This window comes from Pedococcus sp. P5_B7 (assembly GCF_054049895.1).
In genome coordinates this window covers 1-1911 of record NZ_JBFULM010000012.1, presented here as the reverse complement: position 1 = coordinate 1911, position 1911 = coordinate 1, and the positions used below count along the sequence as shown (strand labels likewise).

General features: G+C 74.2%; 2 protein-coding genes. Both read left to right on the top strand.

Going from position 1 to position 1911, the window contains the following annotated elements; genetic code table 11:
* A partial coding sequence (locus tag ACXJKD_RS20240; protein WP_457256836.1) for a C40 family peptidase occupies window positions 1–527 on the top strand: 527 nt, incomplete at its 5' end.
* A gap of 169 nt (window positions 528–696) precedes the next feature.
* Window positions 697–1911 (top strand): DUF222 domain-containing protein (locus tag ACXJKD_RS20235; protein ID WP_457256835.1); only part of this gene is annotated, 1215 nt, incomplete at its 3' end.

Genomic DNA, 1911 nt, shown 5'->3' with positions numbered 1-1911 from the left:
CCCGGACGGCAGCCGCGAAGCGGGCCGCCCGCGCCRCCGCCGCCCGTGCTGCCGAGGAGGCCGCGCGCCAGAAGGCCGCCGCCGAGGCTGCCGAGCTGGCCGCCTCGCAGAACCATCCCCGGCCCACGCCCCAGCCGGACAACCCGCCGCCCCCGCCGCCCTCGACGAATGGTGGCGTGTCCGCGGTCCTCGCCTACGCCCGCGCCCAGGTCGGCAAGCCCTACCAGTGGGGCGGCGACGGCCCGAACAGCTTCGACTGCTCCGGCCTCACGATGCGTGCGTGGCAGCGGGCCGGCGTGAACCTGTCGCACTACACCGGCGCCCAGTGGGGCGAGACCGCCCGCGTGGCGATCAGCGACCTGCGACCGGGCGACCTCGTCTTCTACGGCAGCTCGGGCGCCGACAGCCACCACGTCGGCCTCTACGTCGGCGATGGCCAGATGATCGAGGCGCCCTACACCGGCGCCAACGTCCGCTACGCCTCGATCTACCGCTCGGACCTCGTGCCCTATGGCGGCCGTCCCTGAGCACGGCACAGCCCCGGCAGACCGCCGGGGCGCGCTCCTGACGAGAGCGCGACGCCCGTCCGCCCGAGGACTGCTCTGCGGGTGACTCCGGGCGAAAACCATTGCGTGCCAATGGTTCTCCCTTGTGGATGACTGGCACCACGCATTCGAACAAGTGTACGATGAGGCTATGTCGATCAGCCCGGCGGCCGTGCAGCGAGACGAGGCGCAGCGTGACCTCTGGACGCGCACGGCCGAGGTCGCGGGACGGCTCAACCGGGTGCAGGGCGAGCTGGTCGACCTCGCTGTCGAGCTCATCGAGGGCGAGCACTGGGGTGACGGCGGGTTCCGGTCTCCGGAGCACTACTTCGTCGTCCGGGCCGGGCTGTCGCCCTCGCACGCGCGGGACGTGGTCGCGATCGCGAAGCGTCGTCATGAGCTGCCTGCGGTGTCCGAGGCCCTGCGGGACGGACTCCTGTCGCTCGACCAGACCGCCGTCGTGGCCCACCACGGGCCGGCGAGCCACCAGCAGTCCGCGGCCGGCTTCGCCCAGCACGCCACCGTGCCCCAGCTGCGCCGGGCGCTGAGCCGCCACGCGTTCGCCGCTACCCCGCCCGAGGTGCCCGCTTCCGGCCTGCCCGGGCAGGAGGACTCGGAGCGACGCGCGTGTGCGCGCCCGGACCTGTCGATGCACTACGACCACGACGGCCGCTTCCAGCTGCGCTACAGCGCCCCCGCACCGGTCGGGGCGCTCGTCGAGCAGGCGCTCAAGGAAGCCAAGGACGCGCTGTTCCTCGCGGCGTCCGCCGCCGGCGAGGGCGAGGCAACCGGTGCGGGTGACGCACCCGCCCTCCACCACATCGCGGCCACGGACCGCCCGACCTACGCCGACGCCCTCGAGGAGCTGGCCCAGCGGTCGCTGTCGTCGGTGACCTCGACCGGCCGGGCCAGCCACTACCGGGTCTACCTGCACCTGTCGACCGACGGCGGCTGGGTCAACGGCGGCGGGGCCATCCCCCGCCGGCTGCTCGACCGGTTCCTCTCCGACGGCGTGGTCCAGCCGGTCTGGGAGACCCAGGGACGGCCGGTCAGCGTCGGCCGGGCCATGCGGATCCTGCCGCAGCGGTCCCGCCGGCTGATCGAGGACCGCGACCGCGGCTGCCGGTTCCCCGGCTGCACCGCCACCCGGTTCGTGGAGATCCACCACCTGCACGACTGGGCCCAGGGCGGCGCCACCGACGACGACAACCAGGTCAGCCTCTGCCCGTTCCACCACGACGCGGTCGGCCGAGGCGACTACACCATCGCCGGCGACCCGACCCGCCCCGACGGCCTGGTCGTCACCACCCGCCACGGACTGCCGGTGCGACCCCCGACGGCCGTCGAGCTCGCCGCGCCACCGGGC